The organism is Pseudoalteromonas sp. SR43-2 (assembly GCF_014163885.1).
In the GTDB taxonomy this organism is placed as follows: domain Bacteria; phylum Pseudomonadota; class Gammaproteobacteria; order Enterobacterales; family Alteromonadaceae; genus Pseudoalteromonas; species Pseudoalteromonas distincta.
The window spans coordinates 49,385-66,644 of sequence record NZ_JACJED010000012.1 but is presented as its reverse complement, the minus strand read 5'-3'; the positions used below and the strand labels follow the sequence as shown (position 1 = coordinate 66,644).

Annotated in this window: 16 protein-coding genes; 4 read left to right on the top strand and 12 right to left on the bottom strand. The window is 38.9% G+C overall.

The window, feature by feature from the left end; translation table 11 throughout:
• The first annotated feature begins 6 nt into the window (after positions 1–6).
• Positions 7–540 carry a S8 family serine peptidase gene (locus H5120_RS11685; RefSeq protein ID WP_101163830.1) on the top strand — a complete coding sequence of 178 codons (534 nt, stop codon included), beginning with the start codon at positions 7–9 and terminating at the stop codon, positions 538–540.
• Positions 541–614: 74 nt separating this feature from the next.
• On the opposite strand, the gene H5120_RS11680 is transcribed toward H5120_RS11685, so the two are convergent.
• Positions 615–1,085, bottom strand: a complete 471-nt coding sequence (locus H5120_RS11680) for a DUF2721 domain-containing protein (RefSeq protein WP_007377300.1) — start codon at positions 1,083–1,085, stop codon at positions 615–617.
• A 199-nt stretch (positions 1,086–1,284) separates the two neighbouring features.
• Between H5120_RS11680 and H5120_RS11675 the strand changes: the two genes are divergently transcribed.
• Positions 1,285–3,459, top strand: coding sequence for a S9 family peptidase (locus H5120_RS11675; protein WP_182674494.1), 2,175 nt, complete (start codon positions 1,285–1,287; stop codon positions 3,457–3,459).
• A gap of 43 nt (positions 3,460–3,502) precedes the next feature.
• Here H5120_RS11675 and H5120_RS11670 read toward each other — a convergent pair whose 3' ends face one another.
• The 4 genes from H5120_RS11670 to H5120_RS11655 all read right to left on the bottom strand — a co-directional run bounded on the left by H5120_RS11670 (position 3,503) and on the right by H5120_RS11655 (position 7,238).
• Positions 3,503–4,990, bottom strand: coding sequence for a cell wall metabolism sensor histidine kinase WalK (locus H5120_RS11670; RefSeq protein ID WP_182674492.1), 1,488 nt, complete (start codon positions 4,988–4,990; stop codon positions 3,503–3,505).
• Between the two features lie 10 nt (positions 4,991–5,000).
• Positions 5,001–5,726, bottom strand: coding sequence for a response regulator transcription factor (locus H5120_RS11665; RefSeq protein ID WP_182674490.1), 726 nt, complete (start codon positions 5,724–5,726; stop codon positions 5,001–5,003).
• A 62-nt stretch (positions 5,727–5,788) separates the two neighbouring features.
• Positions 5,789–6,526 carry a spondin domain-containing protein gene (locus H5120_RS11660; RefSeq protein WP_182674488.1) on the bottom strand — a complete coding sequence of 246 codons (738 nt, stop codon included), beginning with the start codon at positions 6,524–6,526 and terminating at the stop codon, positions 5,789–5,791.
• 10 nt (positions 6,527–6,536) lie between these two features.
• Positions 6,537–7,238, bottom strand: a complete 702-nt coding sequence (locus H5120_RS11655; RefSeq protein ID WP_182672096.1) for a spondin domain-containing protein — start codon at positions 7,236–7,238, stop codon at positions 6,537–6,539.
• Positions 7,239–7,423: 185 nt separating this feature from the next.
• Here H5120_RS11655 and H5120_RS11650 point away from each other — a divergent pair, with 185 nt between their 5' ends.
• Both H5120_RS11650 and H5120_RS11645 read left to right on the top strand, forming a co-directional pair.
• On the top strand, positions 7,424–7,789 hold the full coding sequence (locus tag H5120_RS11650; protein WP_002962338.1) for a DUF4870 domain-containing protein: 366 nt from the start codon (positions 7,424–7,426) through the stop codon (positions 7,787–7,789).
• A 228-nt stretch (positions 7,790–8,017) separates the two neighbouring features.
• Entirely contained in the window at positions 8,018–8,452 is a 435-nt protein-coding gene (locus H5120_RS11645) for a YqaA family protein (protein ID WP_182674486.1), read from the top strand.
• A 16-nt stretch (positions 8,453–8,468) separates the two neighbouring features.
• On the opposite strand, the gene folX is transcribed toward H5120_RS11645, so the two are convergent.
• The 7 genes from folX to ycaO form a co-directional block, all read right to left on the bottom strand.
• On the bottom strand, positions 8,469–8,825 hold the full coding sequence (gene folX / locus H5120_RS11640; protein WP_002962340.1) for a dihydroneopterin triphosphate 2'-epimerase: 357 nt from the start codon (positions 8,823–8,825) through the stop codon (positions 8,469–8,471).
• A 4-nt stretch (positions 8,826–8,829) separates the two neighbouring features.
• The gene (gene folE, locus H5120_RS11635) at positions 8,830–9,384 is read right to left on the bottom strand and encodes a GTP cyclohydrolase I FolE (RefSeq protein WP_002962341.1); all 555 of its coding nucleotides are present in this window, start codon (positions 9,382–9,384) and stop codon (positions 8,830–8,832) included.
• A 22-nt stretch (positions 9,385–9,406) separates the two neighbouring features.
• Positions 9,407–10,126, bottom strand: coding sequence for a dihydromonapterin reductase (folM, locus tag H5120_RS11630; RefSeq protein ID WP_182674484.1), 720 nt, complete (start codon positions 10,124–10,126; stop codon positions 9,407–9,409).
• A 222-nt stretch (positions 10,127–10,348) separates the two neighbouring features.
• Complete coding sequence (gene nadE / locus H5120_RS11625; protein WP_182674482.1) at positions 10,349–11,179, bottom strand: ammonia-dependent NAD(+) synthetase; 831 nt, start codon at positions 11,177–11,179, stop codon at positions 10,349–10,351.
• A 68-nt stretch (positions 11,180–11,247) separates the two neighbouring features.
• Positions 11,248–11,877 carry a YceH family protein gene (locus tag H5120_RS11620; protein WP_002962344.1) on the bottom strand — a complete coding sequence of 210 codons (630 nt, stop codon included), beginning with the start codon at positions 11,875–11,877 and terminating at the stop codon, positions 11,248–11,250.
• A 43-nt stretch (positions 11,878–11,920) separates the two neighbouring features.
• The gene (locus H5120_RS11615) at positions 11,921–15,283 is read right to left on the bottom strand and encodes an ATP-binding protein (RefSeq protein ID WP_182674480.1); all 3,363 of its coding nucleotides are present in this window, start codon (positions 15,281–15,283) and stop codon (positions 11,921–11,923) included.
• A 115-nt stretch (positions 15,284–15,398) separates the two neighbouring features.
• Complete coding sequence (ycaO, locus tag H5120_RS11610; RefSeq protein WP_182674478.1) at positions 15,399–17,159, bottom strand: 30S ribosomal protein S12 methylthiotransferase accessory factor YcaO; 1,761 nt, start codon at positions 17,157–17,159, stop codon at positions 15,399–15,401.
• Between the last annotated feature and the right edge of the window lie 101 nt (positions 17,160–17,260).

Here is a 17,260-nt window from a genome sequence, read left to right as displayed (position 1 = left end):
ATGAAAATGAAAGTTAATAAATTAATCGTATTAAGTGCTGCTGCGTGTATTTCTTTAAGCGCTACGGCAAACACAAGCTTTGATAAAGAGCTTCAACTACCAAAGAAGCAAGCATCTAGCTTAAAGTATACTAAAGCTGATTTTGGCTCTTATAAAGTAGAGAAAAATTTACGCTTAGTGCCATCAAGTGTTGCTGCCGATGAGCATGTAGTTATGCAAAAAGGCGACATGGCGGTTGTTAATGTTGCAAGTACATCTGATGTAGTAACTAAAGGGTCATTAGTTCGTAATATTCTTACTAATAACTTAAGTTCTTTATCAGGTAATATTACGGTACTTTTAAAAGATGGTATTACTGCTAGCGACATTGCTGCAGCGGCTGGATTAAAAGTGGTGTCTGTATTTCCTGGTACTAAGATTGCTGTTTTAGCAGTGAATGATGGACAAGATATTTTAGTTGCAGCAGAGCAGTTAAATGCTTCAGGTTATGCTAAAGAAGCTAGAATTGAAGTGCTAGAGACGATTTATACTGCGCAATAAGTTATTTTATTAAATAAGCTTATTTAATAAAAACCCCGAGCAACATTAGTTGCTCGGGGTTTTTTTATAAAAAATTAATCGTTTATATCAATATCTGCAAATATCATCCCGCGACGCATGCTTCTAGTTGCTAAGAATACCTCACCAAGTAACGACATAAATGCACATATGAGTAATGCCATTGCTGCTACAAAACAACAAGCAATAGTCACGCCTAAGTTTATAGATTGAATGTGCGATAAAAATAACAACATAACCACAGCGCATACAAGCAAAGCGCTTAATACACTTAAACTAAAAGCAATATGTATACATCGAGAACGCTTTAAAAGGGCGCGCAGCTCTGTAGCGAGTGATTTATTAAAGTCCTCGTCAGTACTTACTTTTAATCTGCGTTCTAACTGACGTGCCCTATCGGTAATACGTGCCAAACGATTAGATAAAACACCTAAAGTAGCGGCAATACCCGTGATCAAGAATACTGGGGCAACAGCTGTTTGAATTACTTTAGCCATAGTTAAAATATTTATTACTTCGTTATTCATTCCTACCCTTAATCAGTTGAGCTTGAAAATGACTTATATATCTACAGAGTACCTGATGTAGGCTTATTAAGAAAAGAGGAATTACGTTGATTTACTTTACATAGCTTCACAAAGTAAATCACAACACAGGTTATTTTTAGGTATATTTAATTACTTAATTACTTAATAAAAAATAAAAAAACAACAAGGACTTTGACTGATGAAACGTACTCCATTCGCACTTGCTGCATTATCGCTAGCTATTTTAAGTGGCTGTAATCAAGCCCCTGAAGAAACCAAAAAAAATAATACACAAGTTAAAACGGTTCAAGTAGCCCAAGCTATTGCCCCTGTTGCAAAAAAAGTGCCTCATGGGATGACTATTCACGGTGACACACGTGTAGATAATTACTATTGGTTACGTGATGACGAACGTAAAGCGCCAGAGGTTATTAACTATTTAGAAGCTGAAAATACATACACAGATGCAATGCTTGCACATACTAAAACGCTGCAAAGTGAATTGTTTGAAGAGCTAAAAGGGCGTATTCAAAAAGACGATGATTCAGTCCCCGTTAAAAACGGTGATTATTTTTACTCAACGCAAACACGCGGCGATAACGAGTACACTACTTACTTACGCAGCAGCGATTTTGCAGGTACCGATCAGCAAGTTATTTTAGATGTAAATGAGCTTGCGAAAGGCCATGATTATTATGCAGTAAGTGGCTTAAATGTAAGCCCGAATGGCAATTTAATGGCTTATGGCGAAGATACTGTTAGCCGTCGTATTTATAGTATAAAAATAAAAGATTTAACAACCGGTAAATTACTCGAAGATACACTTGAGGGCACCAACGGCGGTATAGTTTGGGCAAACGATAATAAAACTGTTTATTACATTAAAAAAGATTTACAAACTTTATTAGGTTATCAAGTTTATCGTCATACATTAGGTACACCACAAGCTGATGATGAGCTAATTTACGAAGAAACTGATACCAGTTACTACATGGGTATGAGTAAAAGCAAAGATGAGTCAGAAATTTATATTTGGCACAGCAGCACAGCAGCATCAGGCGTATCGGTACTAAGTGCTGATGATGCTAAGGCAATGCCTAAACGCTTAATTGAGCGCGAAGCAGGGCTTGAATATGAAATATCTAAACTAGGGAATACTTACTACATTGTAACTAACTTAGATGCTGTAAATTTTCAGCTGATGAAAGTGGATATTGATAAAGCAGGTGACAAAGCAAATTGGCAAAGTGTGATCCCAGCGCGCGATGATATTAAGCTCGAAGGCATTGATTTATTTAATGACTACTTAGTTTACCAAGAGCGTGAAATGGGCCAATCAAAGTTGATTGCGCGTGATTTAAAAACAGGTAAAGAGTTACCACTGAGCTTTAACGATAGCGCTTATACAATTGGTACTTATGGTAATAACGATATAGATAGCAGCACGTTACGCGTTTACTACACAAGCATGACCACTCCGGGCTCATCGTACGATGTAGATTTAGCGACTGGCGATAAAAAACTACTTAAACAGCAAGCTGTATTAGGTGATTTTGATGCTGATAATTACGCCTCAGAGCGTATTTTTGTAACAGCACGTGATGGCATAAAAGTACCGGTAAGCTTAGTTTACCGTAAAGATGCGTTTAAAAAAGATGGTACTAACCCGCTACTGCAATATGGTTACGGCTCTTATGGCGCAACCATGGACCCTACTTTTTCAAGCACGCGTTTGAGTTTACTTGACCGTGGCTTTGTATTTGCAATTGCCCATGTACGTGGATCGCAAATGCTAGGTCGTCCTTGGTACGAAGACGGCAAGCTACTCACTAAAAAGAATACGTTTAATGACTTTGTTGATGTAACTAAAGCATTGGTTTCTCAAAAGTATGGCGCAAAAGATGAAATATTTGCGTTAGGTGGCAGTGCTGGTGGCTTATTAATGGGCGCAGTAGCAAACCAAGCGCCTGAACTTTATAAAGGCATGGTTGCAGCGGTACCGTTTGTAGATGTAGTAACCACGATGCTTGATGCGAGTATTCCGCTTACAACAAATGAATACGGCGAGTGGGGTAATCCGAACGAAAAAGCGTATTACGATTACATGCTGTCTTACTCGCCATACGACCAAGTATCTAAGCAAGCATATCCTAATATGTTAGTAACGACTGGCTTGCACGATTCACAAGTTCAATACTTTGAGCCTGCAAAATGGGTTGCTAAGCTGCGTGACTATAAAACTGATGACAATAAGTTATTGTTTAAAATAGATATGGAAGCAGGGCACGGTGGTGCATCAGGTCGCTTTAAGCGCTTAGAAGATACCGCGCTAAACTATGCATTTATGCTTGATTTAGCGGGTATTAAAAAGTAATTAATCTTTATATTTAAATAGATTTAACTCAATAAGGTGCTTTTTAAAAAAGCACCTTTTTTTGTGGCAAATTAAAGCTAAACATAGTGCCTTTACCAATTTCACTTTGTACGTAAATTTCGCTATCCATCAGTTTTAATAAACCTCTGCAAATGGCCAATCCTAAACCACCTTGCTGGCGCCCTTCTTTATTAGAATTACTTGCTTGGTAGTGCGGGTCAAAAATAGCATTCAGCTCATCTTCTTTTATACCTACGCCTGTGTCTGATACATGCACAAATAGTTGATTATCGTCACTGCGTTTTACATGTACTGCAATGCTGCCACCGCGAGGGGTGTGCCTAATTGCATTGTCAATTAAGTTACTTAACACGCGCTCTAATTTAGCTATATCGGCAACCACAGGAAAATCACAAATTGCAGGTTCTACCGACAAACTAATGCCTTTTTTATCAACGGCTAAACTAAATTTTGCCATGCAATCGTAAATAAGCTCACCTAAATTAAAGGTTTCTTTATTTATACTTATTTCGCCATTTTCTAAGTGAGCAAGCTCAAATATTTGCTCTATGAGTAGCTTTAATTGCCCACAATTATTAAGCGATACCTGCAAGTATTCTTGCTGCTCTTTTTTACTTAGTTGTTCACCCGACTGATTTAATACTTCTAAAAACCCCTGCAGTGAAGCAAGTGGTGTACGTAGGTCGTGCGATAAGTGAGTTAGTAACTCTTTGCGTTGTTTATCGCCTTGTTCAAGCGCTTTAAACTGCTCATTAATACGCGTTAGCATGGCTTGAATACTTCGCCCTAAACTATGCACTTCGTTACTTTTTTGCATTGAATAGTTACTTAGCTTGGTGTCGGTAAGGCTGTAGTTAGCGGCTTCAATATTACTAACATCGCGTGCTAAGCGCTGAATTGGGTTGGTAAAAAAACGTAGTAAAATTAGCATCGCAATAAATAAAAATGCGAGTGCAGAGCCAAGCCATAAAGCAGCTAGCCATAACTTATCATTATTTTTTACAGTGCTTAGTGAGGTATCGTAAGCCTCACCACCAATAATTACATATAAATAACCTTGTAGCTTATCTTGATTAAATACTGGCGCGGCTGAAAATATTTTTTGTTGCTCTTTATTACGAGGATTATCACCATAAATAGGTGCAGCGCTTGGGTCGTTAATCAGCCTTTTTAAAGGCGTTAAACTAATATGCGTGCGTTTAACTTTACCCGGCTTTGCGGAGTAAGTAAGAATTTTTCCGGTTTCGTCTACAAAATAAAATTCAAACGCCGGGCCTAATAACATCAAGGTATGAAAGAGGTTTTCAAGCGCTTTATAGTCGTAAACACCTTCTTTTATTAGCGGGTTATCTTGTACTAAATGCTCGGCAAGCGCCAAATGTAAATTTTGCTCAGCATGATGTTTTGAGGTGAGTTCTAATTGCTTGCTCCAGCCGTAAACTAGGGCGCAAATAAAACAAAAAATCACGACTAGCGATATAGCTAATTTTTGATACAAAGATAATTTCATGATGGGTGTCTTAATTGAGTTGGCTAGGGTTTAGTTTGTAACCAACACCCCAAACTGTTTCGATGATAGGCGCTTGTTGGTGTTCTTCTAGCTTGGCACGTAAGCGGTTTATATGTGAATTAACCGTGTGCTCGTAACCACTGTGTTGGTAACCCCATACTTTATCGAGTAACTGCTGGCGGCTAAAAACATGATTAGGATGGCGTGCAAAGTAAACGAGTAAATCAAATTCGGTGGCGGTAAGGTTAAGGGCTTGTTTACCTAAAAACACTTGGTGCGAACTAAATTCTATATTGAGTGAGCCTATATTTAGTGTTTGTTCGCTATCAACGGGAGAGTTGTCGTTGTTTTGGCTCGCGAGTAGTTGTGCTCTGTGGCGTAATTGGGTTTTTACTCTGGCTTGTAATTCGCGTGCAAAAAAGGGTTTACAAATATAATCATCGGCGCCCATTTCAAGGCCAATAACTCTGTCCATATCGCTACTCAGCGCGGTGAGTAAAATAACGGAGGTAGTAGGGTAATGCTCTTTTATTTTTCGACATAAGCTCAAACCATCCATTTGGGGTAAGTTTATATCGAGTAAAATAAGTCCGTAGGGATGCTTAGCTATTTTTTTTAAGGCAAGTTCTGCGCTCACAACATGATCAACATGTAAGTTAAGCGACGTTAGCTGCGTGGTAATTAACTTACCTATTTCTCTGTCATCTTCTACTACTAATATTTTTTCGTGACGCATGTATTACCTCGTAAAAAGGGGGGCATCCGTGCTCCCTTACTTCCCCATTACAAGCTGGAACGTTACTGCGTGCGCGTAATTACTATTTTCGATACTGGGTTATCAAACTTATGTTCAACACCAAGTGCTGATGTAGATAATCCATCTTGATTTGAAACAATGCCTGGATGCATCGTTATTATATCGGCTGTATCGTCACGTATTTCGTTAAACCCTTCACCGCTAGCGGCAGGACCTGGCACAGTTTCAGCTGTTTCTGTATTTGCTTCCGTACCCGCATCATAAGCAGTCGTAGTGCGTGATAACGAACCACCAACTTCTAATGTTGATACATCTAAAGAACTAAGACCGGTAAAAGCATCATTTGTATTCCCAAGCATGGCAGCAAATGACAAATTAAGCGTTTCTTGCTCTTCAACAGTAATAATCACTGTGGTCGTTTCACCAGGGCCAATAGCGCCTTCAGCTGAAACTGCAGCAAGTGCATTTTCGTAGCTGAGGTACTCTTCATTTGCGCCGCTTTCTGCAAGCATTTCTAAACCAACAGAAGCGGTTGTACCGAATGTCCAAGGTGCTTCATCTTCAAAAGCAATGACAGAGAGTGGTGACAAAGGCTGTCCTGCAGTTAAGTTACTAAAAGTAATGGTAAACTCACTGATCACAGGTTCTACAACAATTGGCTCAACAACGACCGGTTCTTCTATTATTGGATCGTCATTATCGTTATCGCTACACGCTGCAAGTGTGGTTGCAAGTGCAAGCACTAGTAGACTTTTTTTAAGGTTGTTAGCAGATGACATAATCATGCTCCTACTTAACTGTAACGGTTAATTGTGCTACTGGGTTTAACCATCTGTGTACTGTATTACTTAAATCGCTATTACCCGCTTCTAAATCGTCATCACCTAAGCTACCCGGGTGAATATGAATGCTAATATTTGTATCACCACTTAATACACCTGTACCGCCAGTGCCAGCGTCGCCACCTGGAGCTGCAGGAATACCTGGAGTACCTGGTGCGCCAGAGCCTTCAACTACAAGCTCATTGTTTTGTTCTGTGCCTGCATCGTAAGCATTTAAATTAATTGTGTAAGTACCCGCTTCTGTTGGGATTTTCCAGCTGTTTAAGCCTACAAAGCCATCATTAGTTGGTAGCATCATTGCAGTTAAAGATAGGTACTCATTACCGTCAGTCGTGCTCAGTGTTGCCGTTGTAGATGCGGCTGGTGCAAGTAAACCTTCAGCTGGATTTGCAGCCATATCACTGCCCGCTGCAGTTGCTTGTGCAACTAGCTCTGCAATATTGCCGCCTTCAGCCATTGTTTGTAGTGCTGTAGATGCCTCTGTTGCGACTTCAAATAGTGTGTCTTCGCTGTTGTGTGCTGTAATTAACAGTGGAGTAAAGTGAATACCTTTGGTTAGGTTAGTAACTTTTAGGTCTAATTCTGCGGCCATAGTCGATTGGCTAGCTGCCGCTAAAAGAATTGCGATTGTTAATGTAGAAGTTTTCATTATTATTTCCTGTAAGTGATGATTCGAGTTAAGTATTGAATAATCGTCTCCAGAAACTCTCACAAACTTATCACTTTTTTATCACAGGATTTCACGCTGTGATTTTTAAACATAAATACGTTGGTTGATTTGTAGACATTTGTTTAGTTAAGAGGCAACATACATAAAACAAAAAGGAGAGTGTTATGGAAGAAAATCAACAGGTTGAACCAGTTAATAAAGATGACCGTACGTGGGCTATGTTATGCCATTTAAGTGCGCTTGCTGGGTTTGTTGTGCCGTTTGGCTCAATAATTGGGCCATTAATTGTGTGGTTAATTAAAAGAGATGAAATGCCAGTTGTTGACGTACACGGTAAAAAGGCGCTTAACTTTCAAATAACGATGGCAATTGCATATGTAGTTTGTTTTGTACTGATGTTTGTAGCAGTCGGCTTAATATTACTACCTATAGTGGCAATTTTTGGGTTTGTAATGGTTGTAATGGCAAGTATTAAAGCTAATGAAGGTAAAGAGTTTAATTACCCGTTTAGTTTAAATTTGATAAAATAAACACACAGTTTATTTTTATACCAATTGCATTAAATTAGTGATCTATTATAGCGATAAGAAAATAGCTCAATAACAAGGCTAAAATTATGATACATAGTTGTTCTATATAAATAATTTTTAACGTAGTTAGTGAGTTATTTAATACGCTAGAATGATCATGTTTTTAATAAAATTGGTATTATAAACCCAGCTATATGCTGGGTTTTTACGTTTAGCCATAAGGGCATTATGCTTTATCTCACGTTATTTATTAGCGCATTTATATCTGCCACATTACTGCCTAGCTCTTCTGAGGTGATTATGGTGGGAATGATTACTCAAGGTAAAGTTAATTTATGGCTTATGTGGTGCGTAGCAACACTTGGAAATGTGTTAGGGAGCTGTGTTAATTACTGGTTAGGCACGCAGGTACTGCGTTTTAAAGATAAAAAATGGTTTCCTGTATCGCAAAAAGGGCTTGATAGCGCACAAAAGCAATTTAATAAATATGGAGTGTATAGTTTGTTATTTGCTTGGTTACCGGTTGTGGGGGACCCATTAACGGTGATTGGAGGTATATTTAAAGTACGATTTAGTACCTTTTTACTGTTAGTAACACTAGGCAAAGGCGCGCGCTATTTAGCGGTTATCGCCCTTGCCGTAGGATTCGAAAAGCTTTTTTAAATAAGTTTTTAAGACCTTATTTAGCCCAATCAAGCGTTAACGACACTGAGTCGGCAAAACGCAGTGCATGTGGTTTATCAACACGTGCTTTAGCGTAATGAACGCTTGGGTGCGCGTGACAAACGGCAAGAATTTCAGCCACTAATTTTTCGAGCAGTAAAAAGTGCCCTTGCTCTACTAAGCTAATAACTTCTTTGGTGATCACTTTATAATTAAGTGCTTGGTCAACTTCATCCGTTTTACATGCATCATCAGCAGGGTAGTGAATCTCTAGATTAATCACTACATCTTGCTTTTTTTCACGCTCATCGGGGTTAAAGCCAATAAACGTACGCAGGCGTAAATTAGTAACGTTAATAATTGCATTAGCCATAGGGTTAACCTTTTATAAGCTGCAAAAATTCGTTACGTGTTTTAGGATCGCTTCTAAAGTTACCTAACATTACTGATGTACGCATGCTTGAATTTTGCTTTTCTACACCACGCATCATCATACACATGTGTTTTGCCTCAACAATAACGCCTACGCCCTTAGCGCCAGTAACTTCTTCAACTGCTTTAGCGATTTGATGCGTTAACTGTTCTTGAATTTGAAAACGGCGTGAAAACATATCAACAATACGGGCAAATTTAGACAAGCCTAATACTTTACCGTTTGGTATATAAGCAATATGGCAACGGCCAATAAAAGGCAGTAAATGATGCTCACACATAGAGTAGAGCTCTATGTCTTGTACTAACACCATGTCGTCAGCGTCAGATGTAAATACTGCTTTATTAGTTATTTCATCAAGCGTTTGACGATACCCTTGCGTTAAATATTCCATTGCTTTTGCAGCACGTTTTGGCGTATCAAGTAAGCCTTCGCGGTTAGCATCTTCGCCTACAGCGGTGATGATTTTTTCATAACTTTCTTTTAATTCATTGTGCATAAATATCTCAGTTTATTTATATTTACTTTAAATGACGACCGCCATCAATAGGCAAAGAGCGCCCTGTGATGTAGTGGCTTTGTAATAGTAAATCAATGCTATTGATAATTTCTTGGCATCCGGGTTCAATGCCCATTAATGATTTTTTAAGGGTCTTAGCTCGATATTGCTCATCGTCATGTTCATTAAAAATAATGAGCGATGGAGCAACCGAGTTCACTTTTATATTTGGCGCATATTTAGCGCTAAACGATTTGGTTAGGTTGTCGAGTGCTGCTTTACTTGCTGCATAAGCTAAGTGTTTAGGGCTGCCTGTTTCAACTACATAATCAGTAAGATGTATTATATCGGCAGGTACTTTTTCATTTTGCTGATAGTTTAAAAGCAGCTCTGCGCACATTAAATTAATTAAATACGGTGTTTTGGCATGTATACGCATCATATTATCAAACAGTGCTGCAAAGTCAGGGTTGTTAGCTTCGCAGTCCCAGCTTGATGCATTGTGAACAATAGCGCGCAGCGATGTTGTATGCTTTTTAAGCGTATTTATAAATGCACTAATACCGTCATCGGTACTAAAATCGGCATAAATACATACAGCGCCTTGTTGCTCTAATTTATCAACAGCGGCGTGACGAGTACGATACGTGATAATAATACTCTGCCCTTGTGCTATATAATGCTGAGCGAGTGCTAAACCAATACGTTGGCCTGCGCCGGTAATTAAAATGGGCGATGTCATATAAGGCAGTGTTCTCTTTGGCGGGTAGTTATACCAATATTATTAAAAATATTATCGTTCTATCGCTATTTCGTAGGGCTATAACAGCTCACTAATTTAATGCAATTGGTATTATAAAATTCAAAGCGTTAATTTATTAAAATATACGCAGCTTCTTAATCTGTCGATCAAAAAAGCAATTAATCCTCAAAGCATTAATTGCTTTATTTTAGCTACTAAACATTAATCGTAAATTGTCGGAATTGGTTGACGCTTATGTTGTGTACGCGTGTAAATGCTTACAAGCTTTTGTTCAACATCATTAGACACAGGTTTACCTTCTAAAAAGTCATCAATTTGCTCATAGCTCAAACCAAGTGCTTCTTCGTCTGTTAAACCTGGGCGGTCACTTTCTAAATCAGCTGTAGGTGCTTTATCTACCAATAAAGCTGGCGCACCTAGTGCAGTAGCAAGTGCACGAACTTGGCGTTTTGATAAACCAAACAGAGGGGCTAAATCGCACGCGCCGTCACCAAATTTAGTATAAAAACCAGTAATGTTTTCAGCACTATGATCGGTACCCACTACTAAGCCTTGGCAAAAACCTGCAATTTCGTACTGAGCAACCATACGTTGACGCGCTTTAACATTGCCTTTAATAAAATCTATTTGAGCTTGCTCAGGCAGTGCTTCACCACAGCCAACTACGGCAGCTATCGCTTGCTCATGCAGTGCATCAGCCGCAGGTTGTACGTTTACGGTCATACGTTTATTTGGCTGAATAAAATCAACCGCCATTTGTGCTTCATCTTCGTCAGCTTGTACACCATAAGGTAGGCGCACTGCAATAAACTGATACTTGTCAGTATCGTGTTCTTTATTTAGCTCGTTTACAGCAAGTTGACATAAGCGGCCGCAGGTTGATGAGTCAACACCACCGCTAATACCCAGTACTAACGAGCGTGAATGAGCTGCTACCAAACGTGTTTTAATAAAATTAACTCGGCGAGTTATCTCAGCATTTACATCAATCGTTGGCTGAACCTTCATTTCAGCCATAATTTCGGCGCGCATTGCCAGCTCCTTATAAAATTTAATATGTGATACGCAATAAACTTATTATGTGATTTAGTTTTAGTTAATTAAAGTTTTAAATGAGCTTTTATTTGGCGAAGCTCTGCTTTTAATTTTTCTACTTCTTCAAGTAAATCGCTTAATTCTTTGTCTTTAATTACTTCGCTTGGTAGAGCAACAAAGGCATCGGCGGGATTATTTTGTTGTTCGCCAAATAAATGAATATATCGGCTGTCACGTTTACCAGCTTCACGCTCTAGCTTTGTGACGTACTCGCTTTCAATCAGTTTATTGAGCGCTGCCTCTACTTCATTTACGTTATTAAAATCAGCAAGCCTAGCACTGCGGGTTCTTAATTCACCAGGGGTTTGAGCACCACGCAAAAGTAACAAACAAACAATGGCACGCTGCTGAGCAGAAAATTGCAGATTACTAAATTCAGTGTTACAAAAGCGGTGATCGTATTTATTTACACGACCCGAAAGACCTTCATCTATTGTGACCAAACGCATTTCTATTAGTTCATCAAGTGCGTTTTGCACGTCTTCATCTGTAAGACTTAACACAGGATCGCGATTAGACTTTTGGTTACATGCGTTCACGAGAGCGTTTAACGATAGCGGATAATGCTCTGGCGTCGTGCTTTGTTTTTCTAATAGGCAACCAAGAATACGTTGTTGATTTGTTGATAACTGCATAAATAATCTCAAATTAGTAAGCGTATTTTATTAGCTTACACCTTTATTGAATGCCAAGCCATTGTTGAAGCTTTGGTTGTAATGCAGCTAAATCGAGAGGCTTACTTAAATAGTCGTTCATGCCTGCGGCTAGGCATTTTTCTTTATCGCCCTGCATGGCATTGGCTGTTAGCGCAATAATAGTAATATTTTCATTATCTTTACCTGCATCACCTTCTCTAATGGCTTTAGTGGCTTGGTAGCCATCCATTTCGGGCATTTGGCAATCCATTAAAACTAGCTTATATGGTTTACCTTGTTTTGCATTGAGCTTTATAATTGCCTCAAGTCCATTTTCGGCAATATCAAAAGTAACACCCGCCTGCTTTAATAGCGCAGAGGCAACCACTTGGTTTATTTTATTGTCTTCAACAAGCAATAGTTGTGGTTCTGATGAATCGAGTACTGGCGCTTTAGTTAGCTTGTTTTGAAGCTGTGCTTGTTGCTGCTGTTGTTCAATGTATTTATCGTTTGTAAGTGAGTCAAACAAATCAGACGGTGTGAGAGGTTTGAAAATCATACAGTCGACTTCCATACCTACTTTAGACTCCTCAGACGAATAACTCATTGGCGCCATAATAACTAACTTGCAACTATGCATATTTATAAAGTTTTTGAGCGCGTTGATATGCGTTTGTGGGGCTTTTTCAAAAAAGTAGTAATCAACTAAAATAGCACCAGGGTGGGTGGTTACATTACTTAAGTAATCATCAACCTCAAGATAGTTATGTATACAATTAACTTTTGCACCCCAAACAGTGAGCTGCTTATTAGCGGTGTTAGCATTTAACGAGCACTCATCAATAATTAAAATATGTTTGTTTTTAATTAAATGACTCGGTAAATCTTGTTCTTTACTTAAGCGCGGTTGTATTTGTACTGTGAAAGAAAATGTACTTCCTTCACCTTGCATACTGTTTACACTTACTTCACCGTTCATCAGTTCGCACAATTGTTTTACTATGGCAAGACCAAGCCCTGTGCCCCCAAATTGGCGTGTTGTTGAAGCATCGGCTTGTGTGAATGAGTCAAATAACGACGCTTGTTTTTTAGGGTCAATACCAATACCAGTATCAATAATCGAACACTGTAGGAACGAGCCATCCGTTGTTTCATCTATTCTGGCAGTAATGACTACTTCGCCATCAATAGTAAATTTAACCGCGTTGCCAATTAAGTTATTTAAAATTTGGCGCAAGCGGTTAGGGTCACTAATTATCTCGCTAACAGTTATTTGAGTAGCATCTAGAATAAGTTTTGTATTGTTTTGTTCTACCTTTAAAGCAAAGGATTCCACCACTTCGCCTAATAACCGAGGTAAATTAAATTGCACGTTTTCAATATCGAGCTTACCGGCTTCAATTTTAGAAAAGTCTAATATGTCATTAATTATATTAAGCAAAGATTGAGCTGATGATTGAGCAAGTTCAATATGATGTTTTTGCTGTAGGTCCAATTGAGTTTGCTTAATTATGTTAAGCATACCTAAAACACCGTTCATTGGGGTGCGAATTTCGTGGCTCATACTCGCTAAAAATTCACTTTTAGCTTCAACAGCTTGTTCGGCGGTTTCTTTGGCTGAAACTAGTTTTTGTTCGGTTTCAATTCGCTGTTGGCTTGAGTGCAAGCTGCCTATTAACGCTGCAACGGCAATTAAAAAGCTTTCTTCGTTTTTAGACCAGTAGCGTTTTGATTGACATTGCTCTGCGCAAACGACTCCTATAGCGCCACTTCCTGCAGGGATTATTACGCACAGCATTGATTTAATCTCGAGAGTCATTAAATACTGTTCTTTAATTGGCTCAAGTATTGGGTGTTCTTGGGCGTCAGGCACATTAAATACAGGCTGGTGATCTATTGCATTAAAAAAGCCGGGAAGATTTTTTCTTAGCCAAATAGAGTCAATTTTATCACTAGACGAATGTTTACTATGTATGGCAAAAGGGCTTAGTTGGGATTTGTCTTCATTAAAAAACCAAATACTGGCACGTTTAATATCAAATGCTTGGCAGATTGCTTCAGTAATAATATCTTTTGATTGGCTCAGTTGCCCAGTTAATATTAATTTATTAACGGTAAGGGAGGCTAAAATTTCGTTGTGTAATGCTGTTTTATTATTTTCTAATTCAATCTTTTTACGGGTATCAATATTCTGTAATGAGCCAAAAATACGTGTGCATCGTCCATTTTTTCGTTCTGCTTCACCATGTACGAGTACCCAAACAGATTCACCTTCTTCATCCATTACTTCTAATTCAACTTCGTAGCTTTCACCATATTTTATAGCTCGTTCAATTAAAGGTTTAATTGTTTCTCTGCTAGTGCCTTTTTTAAAGTAATTTAAATCTTTAGGCCATTCTGGTTGGCTATTTAATGGGTATTTAAATAGTTTTTTGGTCATATCAGACCAATACACTTGTTTCGTTTCTAAGTTAAATGACCATGCGCCTATTTGGGCTAGATCACTCATTGCCTCAAGCATTTTTTCGTTTTGTTGCTGGCGATTAAGCATTTTCAAAAAGAATAAAAAGGCCCAAATTAATAACCCGCAAATAATTATAATTGATAGCCTAAGTGGCCATACAGCTGAATTTGGTGGGCTCCAACCTATTTTAGGTGCTACGTAAAGTTGCCAATTGCCACCTTGAAAGCTTAACGTAAACTCAAGGGGGTCTTGCTCTATTATGTTTTGATTACCGTAAAAAAACTCCCCTTTGCTGCCAAGTCCATGCCTGCCTTGTAAAGCGACGTTGTATTCTTTTCCTAGCTCATAAATACCTGAATTTTCATAGACTTTTTCAATGTTGAGAACAACTGAAAGTAATCCCCAAAAGCGATTTTCTGGCGGTATGTAAACAGGAACGCGGGCTATAAGTGCTATGTCACCTTGGATTAATTTTAATGGGCCAGCCATTACAATGGTATTTGTATCGCGAGCTCTAATAGCATCAGCGCGTTGGTTTTTTTCTTCTAAAAAGTTTAAACCGAGTGCTTTTTCATTACCTTTTAAGGGGTAAGTCATGCGAATTACCATATCGGGAGCGCCACCAATATTGCGAAGCTCATTTGAGGTTTTAAATAGTGGTTGGGCAATTTGTTCAAACTGTGTTTGCTGTAAATCAGGCTGCGCCGCTACGGCAACACCTAAACCTCGAACTAGTTGGATATTAGAAACTAAAATAGATTCTAATTGAGCTCGATATGTACTTACTTCAGAAAGAATTTGTAGGCGATGAGCATCTTTAACACGATTGTAGTTAATACGATCAAGAACGATACCAACTAGTACAGTTAGCGTAAGCGATAACCAAAAGGTCAACTTAAAGTTATGAACGTTCGTTTTTTTATTGTTAGTAGATGGTGGCATTTGCTACATCGTGGCGTTAATTTAGGCAAATTAACTATAGCTAATTTATTACACAAATGAAAACGGCGCATTAACAAATGCGCCGTTTATTTTTTATAATTAGTAGTTTAGCGAGTTACGAGTCGCTAACTTCACGCGCCCAGTGATTTTGCTTTGCTACATGTAGCTTGCGGTAACCATCAAGTAGCGCCGCATGCTTTTTAAAGCCTTCAAGCGATAAACCAGGGAAAGTTAAACCGTTAAACTGCTTTTTACCTTCGGCAATTTCTATAGCCAGCGCTACATTATTAGCACCAAACATTAAGCCTAGTGCATCTTGGTAATCTGCGTATTCGCGCTCGTCATCGTATTTAATTTCAAGAACTGCTTTTAAACAGCGGAAGTGGCGCATTGCCTCTTCATTTACTTGGCCTGTATGAAGTATCCAATCAACCCAATCAATGGCTTCTTCGCTGCCTGCAGCTAAACATAGGTGTGCTTTAAGCTCACCAATGCGCAGTGTGTGCCATGGTGTGTCGGCATCGGTTGCAAGGCCAATAAATTCTGCGGCGCGGATAATATCGCTGTGGCCTGCTTCTTCAAGGCTGTCGTAAATGTCCATCCATTGCTCTGCATCGTACTGATCAAGCGATAGGAATACTTCGCGAAATTTTGCGCCTTCGTTGTTGTTACGCCAAATAAGCTCATCAACAGGGTAAATGTCAGACATGCCAGGTACTAAAATACGACACGCGTATACGTTTAGGTGCGTGTAATCCATGATGTAGATATCATGATCCATGCTATGAATTAGGTCAGTACAGAAGTTATATTCTTCTTCTGTTGTTCCGCTAAAGTCCCAGTGTACAAATTCAAAATCAGGTTTTGCACGGAAAAAATCATGCGAAATCAAACCGCTTGAATCAATAAAGTGCAGTTCAATGTTCTCTGGTGTTGCTACTTCATCGTTATCAAATGTTGCAGGTTGGAATACATCTAGCTGATCAAGACGACGACCTTGTAGTAACTCAGTAACGGTACGCTCAAGCGCAACTTCAAATGATGGGTGAGCACCAAAAGAAGCAAATACAGAACCATCTGTTGGGTTAATAAGCGTTACGCTCATTACAGGGTATTTACCCCCAAGTGATGCATCGGCAATACGTAAATGAAAGCCATGGCTGCGAAGCTCTTCACACGCTTCGTGAATTTTAGGGTATTGCTTAACAACGTCTTCAGGCACGATTGGTAAACAAATACCTTCGGCGATGATACGGTTTTTAATAGCACGTTCAAATACTTCTGATAAACCTTGTACGCGAGCTTCAAACTTGGTGTTACCTGCGCTCATACCGTTAGATACAAAAATATTACCGATAACGTTTACCGGAATGTATACGTCTTGGTTATCGCGTTGGCGTGTGTATGGCAGGGTACAAATACCACGATCGATATTGCCTGAGTTAAAATCAAAAAGGTGTGATGCGTTTAGTTCGCGCTCTGGGTCAAAGTAATCCCATAAGCTTTCATCCATAATGCCCTCTGGCACTTCATCGCCTTCAACTTTAAACCATTTTTCGCTTGGGTAATGAGTAAACTCGCCATTAGCAAATTCTTCACCTAGATAAAAGTCTGCAAAAAAGTAGTTACAGCTTAAACGTTCAAAGTATTCACCGAGTGCTGAAGCAATAGATGCTTTGTCGGTTGCGCCTTTACCATTGGTAAACATAACACCGCAGTCGCTGTCTTTTATATGAACCGAATAACAGTTAGCTACAGGGTTAAGCCAAAGCGCTTCTTCAACATTAATGTTTAGGGCTTTAAGCTTGTTTTGCATGGTAGAGATTGACGATTCTAGGTCGCGGTCTTTACCTTTGATAAATGTTTTTTCAGTCATATTGATCTCAACTAGTTCTGCACGATGTGTGGAGCTGACATTATCGTGGATTTTGATGTTTATTTCACCCTTTGCGAGCAAGAACATTATTATTTAATAAA

Bases quoted from the DNA above. Each gene is read 5' to 3' on its own strand.
- H5120_RS11685 (WP_101163830.1), top strand. From the start codon at position 7: ATGAAAGTTAATAAATTAATCGTATTAAGTGCTGCTGCGTGTATTTCT.
- H5120_RS11680 (WP_007377300.1), bottom strand. From the start codon at position 1,085: ATGAATAACGAAGTAATAAATATTTTAACTATGGCTAAAGTAATTCAA.
- H5120_RS11675 (WP_182674494.1), top strand. From the start codon at position 1,285: ATGAAACGTACTCCATTCGCACTTGCTGCATTATCGCTAGCTATTTTA.
- H5120_RS11670 (WP_182674492.1), bottom strand. From the start codon at position 4,990: ATGAAATTATCTTTGTATCAAAAATTAGCTATATCGCTAGTCGTGATT.
- H5120_RS11665 (WP_182674490.1), bottom strand. From the start codon at position 5,726: ATGCGTCACGAAAAAATATTAGTAGTAGAAGATGACAGAGAAATAGGT.
- H5120_RS11660 (WP_182674488.1), bottom strand. From the start codon at position 6,526: ATGTCATCTGCTAACAACCTTAAAAAAAGTCTACTAGTGCTTGCACTT.
- H5120_RS11655 (WP_182672096.1), bottom strand. From the start codon at position 7,238: ATGAAAACTTCTACATTAACAATCGCAATTCTTTTAGCGGCAGCTAGC.
- H5120_RS11650 (WP_002962338.1), top strand. From the start codon at position 7,424: ATGGAAGAAAATCAACAGGTTGAACCAGTTAATAAAGATGACCGTACG.
- H5120_RS11645 (WP_182674486.1), top strand. From the start codon at position 8,018: ATGCTTTATCTCACGTTATTTATTAGCGCATTTATATCTGCCACATTA.
- folX (WP_002962340.1), bottom strand. From the start codon at position 8,825: ATGGCTAATGCAATTATTAACGTTACTAATTTACGCCTGCGTACGTTT.
- folE (WP_002962341.1), bottom strand. From the start codon at position 9,384: ATGCACAATGAATTAAAAGAAAGTTATGAAAAAATCATCACCGCTGTA.
- folM (WP_182674484.1), bottom strand. From the start codon at position 10,126: ATGACATCGCCCATTTTAATTACCGGCGCAGGCCAACGTATTGGTTTA.
- nadE (WP_182674482.1), bottom strand. From the start codon at position 11,179: ATGCGCGCCGAAATTATGGCTGAAATGAAGGTTCAGCCAACGATTGAT.
- H5120_RS11620 (WP_002962344.1), bottom strand. From the start codon at position 11,877: ATGCAGTTATCAACAAATCAACAACGTATTCTTGGTTGCCTATTAGAA.
- H5120_RS11615 (WP_182674480.1), bottom strand. From the start codon at position 15,283: ATGCCACCATCTACTAACAATAAAAAAACGAACGTTCATAACTTTAAG.
- ycaO (WP_182674478.1), bottom strand. From the start codon at position 17,159: ATGACTGAAAAAACATTTATCAAAGGTAAAGACCGCGACCTAGAATCG.